At 55.3% G+C, this 7,069-nt stretch carries 6 protein-coding genes and 1 tRNA gene; 4 read left to right on the top strand and 3 right to left on the bottom strand.

Going from position 1 to position 7,069, the window contains the following annotated elements; genetic code table 11:
* Positions 1–391, bottom strand: a 391-nt coding sequence (locus BEN48_RS00635) for a transposase (RefSeq protein ID WP_141764570.1), incomplete at its 3' end; no start/stop codon positions are given.
* A gap of 64 nt (positions 392–455) precedes the next feature.
* Between BEN48_RS00635 and BEN48_RS00630 the strand changes: the two genes are divergently transcribed.
* Positions 456–1,451: a restriction endonuclease subunit S gene (locus BEN48_RS00630; protein ID WP_262490065.1), complete on the top strand. Its 996-nt coding sequence runs from the start codon at positions 456–458 to the stop codon at positions 1,449–1,451.
* A gap of 16 nt (positions 1,452–1,467) precedes the next feature.
* Positions 1,468–4,344, top strand: a complete 2,877-nt coding sequence (locus tag BEN48_RS00625) for a type I restriction endonuclease subunit R (protein WP_070731895.1) — start codon at positions 1,468–1,470, stop codon at positions 4,342–4,344.
* Positions 4,345–4,724: 380 nt separating this feature from the next.
* Here BEN48_RS00625 and BEN48_RS00620 read toward each other — a convergent pair.
* Positions 4,725–4,801 (bottom strand) — tRNA-Asp (locus BEN48_RS00620).
* Between the two features lie 143 nt (positions 4,802–4,944).
* Positions 4,945–5,097, bottom strand: coding sequence for a hypothetical protein (locus BEN48_RS18935; protein ID WP_158010059.1), 153 nt, complete (start codon positions 5,095–5,097; stop codon positions 4,945–4,947).
* Between BEN48_RS18935 and BEN48_RS00615 the strand changes: the two genes are divergently transcribed.
* Entirely contained in the window at positions 5,096–6,043 is a 948-nt protein-coding gene (locus BEN48_RS00615) for an acetyl-CoA carboxylase carboxyltransferase subunit alpha (RefSeq protein ID WP_070731893.1), read from the top strand. The genes BEN48_RS18935 and BEN48_RS00615 overlap by 2 nt on opposite strands.
* Positions 6,044–6,138: 95 nt before the next feature.
* A complete protein-coding gene (locus BEN48_RS00610; RefSeq protein WP_070731891.1) occupies positions 6,139–6,987 on the top strand; it encodes an MBL fold metallo-hydrolase in 849 nt (282 codons plus the stop codon).
* The last annotated feature ends 82 nt before the right edge of the window (positions 6,988–7,069 follow it).

The raw sequence follows: 7,069 nt of genomic DNA, 5'->3' as shown, positions 1-7,069 counted from the left end.
TTTTTTCGATGAGTTCCACGGCGATGGGCAGGGCCAGCTCGCCGGCCTGGTAGAGTAGGCTGACGAAATTGAGGCCCTTGACGAAGCGGCCCTTGCTATGGTCCCAGTGGGTGCAAATCAACGCACTCGGGTCCGTGTGGGCCTTTTCCAGGATGGAATCATCCACGAGTAGCACCGCAAAGTCGTCGTCCGCCCGCTGCTGCTCGGCCGCGCGAATCACCGGCTTGGCCTGCTTCCAGACCTGCTCAGAGTCCAGATACGAACTACTCAGCCAGCGCGTGACCTGGTCGTGACTCACGGCCCCATCCAGCAGCCGTGATAAACCCGTGGCCGACGTTTGACCCGTCGAACTAATCAGGTAATCTGTGTACAAATCCAGTGTGCAACTCATCACCAAACGTAAATCACTCCCCTAAATATCCGCGTAACATCAGTCATTAAGTAAACATGCCAAGCTGAAAAAGGCTCATTTAAAGCTTAATGACATTTTATTCACTAACCGCGGTTCTAATGTTGGTGCTATTGGTTTGGTGAATAAAGAAATAAGCAGTGGGAATATTGGCCCACAACTTACTCTTTTAAGGTCTAATCAAGAGGTTTATTACTTGTACCTTAAGAGCATCATGTCATCTCCTATTATTGAGAAACAAGTATTATCTCAGAATAGCGGAAGTGCGATGAATTTCTTTGGTATTGGTGATACATCTAAATTCAAGTTGCCAATACCGCCTCTCCCCGAACAGCAAAAAATAGCCTCTTTCCTAACCGCCGTTGACACCAAAATCCAGCAGCTCACCCAAAAGCAGGCCCTTTTAACCGACTACAAGAAAGGCGTCATGCAGCAGCTGTTCTCCCAGCAACTCCGGTTTCAGGATGAGAATGGGCAGGAGTTCCCGGCGTGGGAGGAAACCCAGTTGAGCCAATTGATGAGCATTCCTAAAAAAATGCAACCTGCTGAGATAGACAGCAATAAATTGTTGACTGTAAAATTGCACCTTAAAGGTGTTTTAAAAAATAATAATACCGAGTCACTGACTTTGGGAGCAACGAATTATTTTGTCAGAAAAAAGGGGCAATTTATTTTTGGAAAGCAAAATTTATTCAATGGCGCATTTAGTATTATACCTGATGAATTTGATGGGTTTTTATCATCAGGTGATATTCCTGTTTTAGATATTAATCCAGGAAAGATGAATCCAAGTTTCTTTCTTTTCTACTTGTCAAGAGAGAGTTATTACAAAAAGCTGGAGAGTATAGCCAGTGGCTCAGGCAGTAAGCGGATTCATGAAAGCACCTTTCTAGGTATTTTAATTGATTTGCCATCTCTTCCTGAACAAACCAAGATTGCCAGTTTCCTTACTGCCATCGACGATAAAATAGCCCTCGTAACCAAGCAGCTCCACCACGCCCAGCAATTCAAGAAAGGCTTGCTGCAACAGTTGTTCGTTTGATTTATTCGCCGCCCCCATGTCTACCCAATCGGAGCAGGTTCTTGAAGACAACCTGGTAAAGCAGCTGCAGGCGCTGGGCTACACCTACGTGGCCCTGCCCGACGAGGCGGCCCTGCTGGCCAACCTCAAAACCCAGCTCGAAGCCCACAACCGCGTCACGCTCACCGCCCCGGAGTTCGGCCGCGTGCTCAACCACCTCCACAAGGGCGGCGTGTTCGACCGGGCCAAAACCCTGCGCGACAAGCTCCAGCTCACCAAGGACAACGGCGAGAGCATCTACCTCGAATTTATCCAGCAGGAGCACTGGTGCCAAAACCGCTTCCAGGTCACGCAGCAGGTGCGGCAGGAAGGTGCCTACAAAAACCGCTACGACGTCACGCTGCTCGTCAACGGCCTGCCCCTGGTGCAAATCGAGCTCAAGCGCCGGGGCCTGGAGCTCAAGGAAGCCTTCAACCAGATAAACCGCTACCAGCGCCACTCCTTCGGGGCCTCGTTCGGCCTGTTCCAGTACGTGCAGGTGTTCGTCATCAGCAACGGCGTCAACACCAAGTACTACGCCAACAACCGCCACCAGACCTTCAAGCAAACCTTCTACTGGGCCGACAAGGCTAACAAGCTCATCACCCAGCTCGAAGCATTCAGCCAGGCGTTTCTGGAGCCCTGCCATCTGGCCAAGATGCTCACCAAATACATCGTGCTCAGTGAGACGCACAAGGTGCTCATGGTGCTGCGGCCCTACCAGTTCTACGCCGCCGAGGCCATCATCGAGCGGGTGCGCACCTCCGACAAGAGCGGCTACATCTGGCACGCCACCGGCTCGGGCAAAACCCTCACCTCCTTCAAGGCCAGCCAGCTGCTCGTGGCCCTGCCCAAGGTGCACAAGGTCGTGTTCGTGGTCGACCGCAAAGACCTCGACTTCCAGACCACCAAGGAGTTCAACAGCTTCTCGGCCGGCAGCGTCGACGGCACCGACAACACCAAAGCCCTGGTGCAGCAGCTGGCCGACGACGGCACCAAGCTCATCGTCACCACCATCCAGAAGCTCAACACCGCCATCAGCCAGTTGCGCTACCTGCCCCGGCTCGAAAAGCTCCAGACCGAGCGCGTGGTCTTCATCTTCGACGAGTGCCACCGCAGCCAGTTCGGCGACACCCATCGGCGCATCAAGGCCTTTTTCGGGGCCGCGCAACTGTTCGGCTTCACCGGCACCCCCATCTTCGCCGACAACGCCGTGCGCAACGAGCTGGGCAAGCGCACCACCCGCGAGCTGTTCGACGAGTGCCTGCACAAGTACCTCATCACCGACGCCATCAAGGACGAGAACGTGCTCCGGTTCTCGGTCGAGTACATCGGCCGCTACCGCGAAAAGGAGGGAAGCCACACCGCCATCGACATTGAGGTGGAGGACATCGATACCAAAGAGCTGCTCGAAGCCCCCCAGCGCCTGGAGAAAATCACCGACTACATCATAGACAACCACGCCCGCAAAACCCACGGCCGGGAGCTCACCGCCCTGTTTTGCGTGAGCAGCGTCGATACCCTTATCCGCTACTACGAGCTGTTCCGGCAGCGCAAGGCCGAAGGCCGCCATCAGCTGAAAATCGCCACCATTTTCAGCTACACCGACAACGAAGCCGACAAGGGCGCCAACGGCCTGCTGCCCGACTTCGACGACGATGACCTGGCCCTGCCCATCGCCGCCGAGCCCGGCCCGGCTCTGGCCTACACCGCCCACAGCCACACCCGCGAAAAGCTCGACGCCTTCATCCAGGACTATAACACCCAGTACAACACCAAGTACTCGACCAAGGATAGCCAGTCGTTCTACAACTACTACAACGACCTATCAAAGCGCGTGAAAAACCGAGAGGTCGACATTCTGCTGGTGGTGAACATGTTCCTGACCGGTTTCGACAGCAAGCCCCTCAACACCCTCTACGTCGACAAGAACCTCAAGCACCACGGCCTTATCCAGGCCTTCAGCCGCACCAACCGCCTCTACACCGAGCAGAAGTCACAGGGCAACATCGTCTGCTTCCGCAACCTCAAGCAGGCCACCGACGACGCCATCGCCCTGTTCTCGAACAAGGATGCCCGCGACATCATCCTCATGGAGCCCTACGAGGACTACGTGGAGAAATTCAACGCCGCCGTGGCCGAGTTATTGAAAGTCGCGCCCACCGTGGCCAGCGTCGATGCCCTCCCCAGCGAGGACGAGGAGCTGGCCTTCGTGAAAGCCTTCCGGGAGCTGATGCGCCTCAAGAACGTCCTCACCTCCTTCGCCGATTTCAGCTTCGACCAGCTGGATATGTCGGCCCAAGGCTTCGAGGACTACAAAAGCAAGTACCTCGACCTCTACGACAAGGTAAAAAACAGCACCCCCAAGGAGAAGGAGTCCATCCTCGAAGATGTCGATTTCGAGCTGGAGCTTATCCACCGCGACGAAATTAACGTGGCCTACATCCTCAAGCTGCTGGCCAAGCTCAACGGCGCCACCGCCGCCGAGCAGCAGCAGCAGAAACAGGCCATCCTCGACATCCTCACCGGCGAGGCCACCCTGCGCAGCAAGCGCGAGCTCATCCAGAAGTTCATCAACGAAAACCTTCCCCACATCGACGACGCCGAAGACGTGCCCGCCACCTTCGAAGCCTTCTGGGCCCAGGAGCAGCAAAAAGCCCTCGACGCCATCAGCAACGAAGAAAAGCTCGACCCCCTCAAGCTCCAGGCCCTGCTGGGTACCTACCTCTTCACCGAGCGCAAGCCCCTAATCGACGAAGTAATCAACATGGTGGAAGAAAAGCCCAAATTCCTGCAGCGCCGGCCAGTCTACGAGCGGGTAGTAAACAAGGTCATCGGCTTCGTCGACACCTTCATCAACGGCATGGGTGCTTAGCCAAAGCTCCTCCCTAAGCTGGCTGACCTACCAATTCACCGCGCTCAGGCTTCATTTTTGCTGCCTCCAATTGTGCTACGGGGCATGCGTAGCCCCCGGCCGCACTACCGCGCAATAAAGCCTGCAAAGCCTACATCAGGTAGCCCGGCGAAACCAGCCGTCAGTTGAACACTATTCCGCTTGCTCAGTCGCTTTCGCCGCTTGAGCTGAATACCAAGGCGAGAGAACGCCATTTCGGAATTTCACCAGCACCCTGGTCGTCAGAAGTGAGGCACTCGAATTCAATGCTCAAAGTAGTTTCCCAGTCATATCCGGCCGTCCGCCAGTGAAAAAAACGAAAAAGGCCATTTCCGATGAGGAAATGGCCTTTTCTTGCAAACTGGCGGTCTGGACGGGACTCGAACCCGCGACCTCCGCCGTGACAGGGCGGCATTCTAACCAACTGAACTACCAAACCGTTTGCCTTGGTGGAGAAGCCGTGTGCTTTTCCGTTTTGGTGATACAAAGGTAGGGCAATAAAACCGCGCCCTGCAAGCGCTGGGCCAAAGTTTTTCTAAAAAGGGGAGGCTGGGAACGGTTGTATGTTGTTTTTCAGGCTCATTAATTTTTGTGGGTTGCTGCTGCGATGGATGTTTTACCTTTGCCATCCGCCTGATGAAAGGCTTTTGCAGGTGAGGGATGTGGTTTTCCTTTGCAAAAGCTTTCCGTGGTGTTCTTCTTTCGTCTTTCCATTTGAAATAGTCCGTATTCCATGCTCCTTGATTTTGAACAACCCATTGCTGCGCTAGAAGGCAAGCTTCTCGAAATGCAAAAGCTGGCCGATGAAAGCGACGTAGACGTGAGCGAGGCCGTGGCGGCGCTGCAAGCCAAAATAAAGGCTCTCAAGAAAGAAACGTATGCCAACCTCACCCGCTGGCAACGGGTGCAGCTTTCGCGCCACCCGGAGCGGCCGTACACCCTGGATTACATAGAGGGCATGGCCGACAAGTTTGTGGAGCTGCACGGCGACCGTACCGTGGGCGACGACAAGGCCATGGTGGGCGGTTTCGGCGAGATAAACGGCCACCCGGTGATGTTTATTGGCCAGCAAAAGGGGCATAACACCAAACAGCGTCAGTTTCGCAATTTCGGCATGCCCAATCCCGAAGGCTACCGCAAGGCTTTGCGTCTAATGAAGCTGGCCGAGAAATTTAACGTGCCGGTGGTGACGCTGATAGACACGCCGGGCGCTTTTCCGGGTTTGGAGGCCGAGGAGCGGGGCCAGGGCGAAGCCATTGCCCGCAACCTCAAGGAGATGTTCATGCTGAAGGTGCCCGTCATCTGCGTCATAATTGGTGAAGGGGCCAGCGGCGGGGCCCTGGGCATTGCCATCGGCGACCGGGTGCTAATGCTGGAAAACACCTGGTACTCGGTGATTTCGCCCGAGTCGTGCAGCAGCATTCTGTGGCGCTCCTGGGATTATAAGGAGCAAGCTGCCGAGGCGCTCAAGCTCACGGCCATCGACATGCAGAAAGCCGGCTTGGTGGACGGCATTGTGAAAGAGCCGCTGGGCGGGGCACACACAGCGCCCGAGCAAATGATTGAAACCCTGAAATACACGCTGCTCAAGACGCTAAAGGAACTGGAAGCCATTGCGCCGGCCGACCGAATTTCGCAGCGCATCGACAAGTTTTCGGCCATGGGCGTGGTGGTGGAATAATTTATTTTAAGCTATTAGCTTATAGCCGTTAGCTGTTAGCAGCTAGTGGTTTTAATGAGGCTAATAGCTATCAGCCAGCAGCCAATCGCTCAAATATGAAAATCCATCCCCTCGACACCGGTCTTTTCAAGCTTGACGGAGGCGCCATGTTTGGCGTGGTGCCCAAGAGCATGTGGCAGAAGCTCAACCCGCCCGACGCAAACAACATGTGCACCTGGGCCATGCGGTGCCTGCTTATCGAAGACGGAGGACGCTTGCTGCTGATTGACAACGGAATTGGAGAAAAGCAGGACGAGAAATTTCGGGGCCATTTCTACCTGCACGGCGACGATACGCTGGAAAAATCGTTGCGGAAGCTGGGGTTTACCAGCGCGGACATTACCGATGTTTTTCTTACACACTTGCACTTCGACCACTGCGGTGGCTCAGTGCAGCGCCAGAGCGACGGCAAGCTGGCCCTGGCATTTCCAAACGCTACGTACTGGAGCAACGACGCGCACTGGCAGTGCGCGCTGCAGCCCAACCCACGCGAGAAAGCCAGCTTTCTGCAGGAAAACATTTTGCCGATTCAGGAGAGCGGGAATCTGAAATTCCTGGACGTGCAAGCCGGGAACTCCTCCGAGCTGCCGCAGTTTCGGGAAATCATAATGGCTGACGGGCACACCGAGAAAATGATGGCGCCATTGATGGACTACAAGGGCCGCACGCTGGCTTTTATGGCCGATTTGCTCCCCAGTACCGGCCATATTCCGTTGCCCTATGTGATGAGCTACGACGTGCGCCCCCTGGTGACCATGACCGAAAAGGAGGCGGTGCTGCGGCGGGCAGCCGATGAAAACTGGGTGCTGGTCCTTGAACACGACCCCATCAACGAGGCCTGCACTGTGCAGCTCACCGACAAAGGCGTCCGCCTGGCCGAAACGCTGCGAATCGCCGACTTATAGCCTTGGCGAGGGGTGCGTAACAACGCGCCTGCGAAGGATGCGGCCGTGGACCAGGGTTGCGAAATCGAATAGAACAGAAAAA

Origin of the sequence: Hymenobacter glacialis, assembly GCF_001816165.1 — a bacterium.
In the GTDB taxonomy this organism is placed as follows: Bacteria; Bacteroidota; Bacteroidia; order Cytophagales; family Hymenobacteraceae; genus Hymenobacter; species Hymenobacter glacialis.
This window is presented reverse-complemented; position numbering and strand designations above follow the sequence as displayed.

What these genes read in the sequence shown, in the direction of transcription:
- BEN48_RS00625 (WP_070731895.1), top strand. Translation starts at nt 1,468, where the DNA reads ATGTCTACCCAATCGGAGCAGGTTCTTGAAGACAACCTGGTAAAGCAG.
- BEN48_RS00615 (WP_070731893.1), top strand. Translation starts at nt 5,096, where the DNA reads ATGCTCCTTGATTTTGAACAACCCATTGCTGCGCTAGAAGGCAAGCTT.
- BEN48_RS00610 (WP_070731891.1), top strand. Translation starts at nt 6,139, where the DNA reads ATGAAAATCCATCCCCTCGACACCGGTCTTTTCAAGCTTGACGGAGGC.
- BEN48_RS18935 (WP_158010059.1), bottom strand. Translation starts at nt 5,097, where the DNA reads ATGGAATACGGACTATTTCAAATGGAAAGACGAAAGAAGAACACCACG.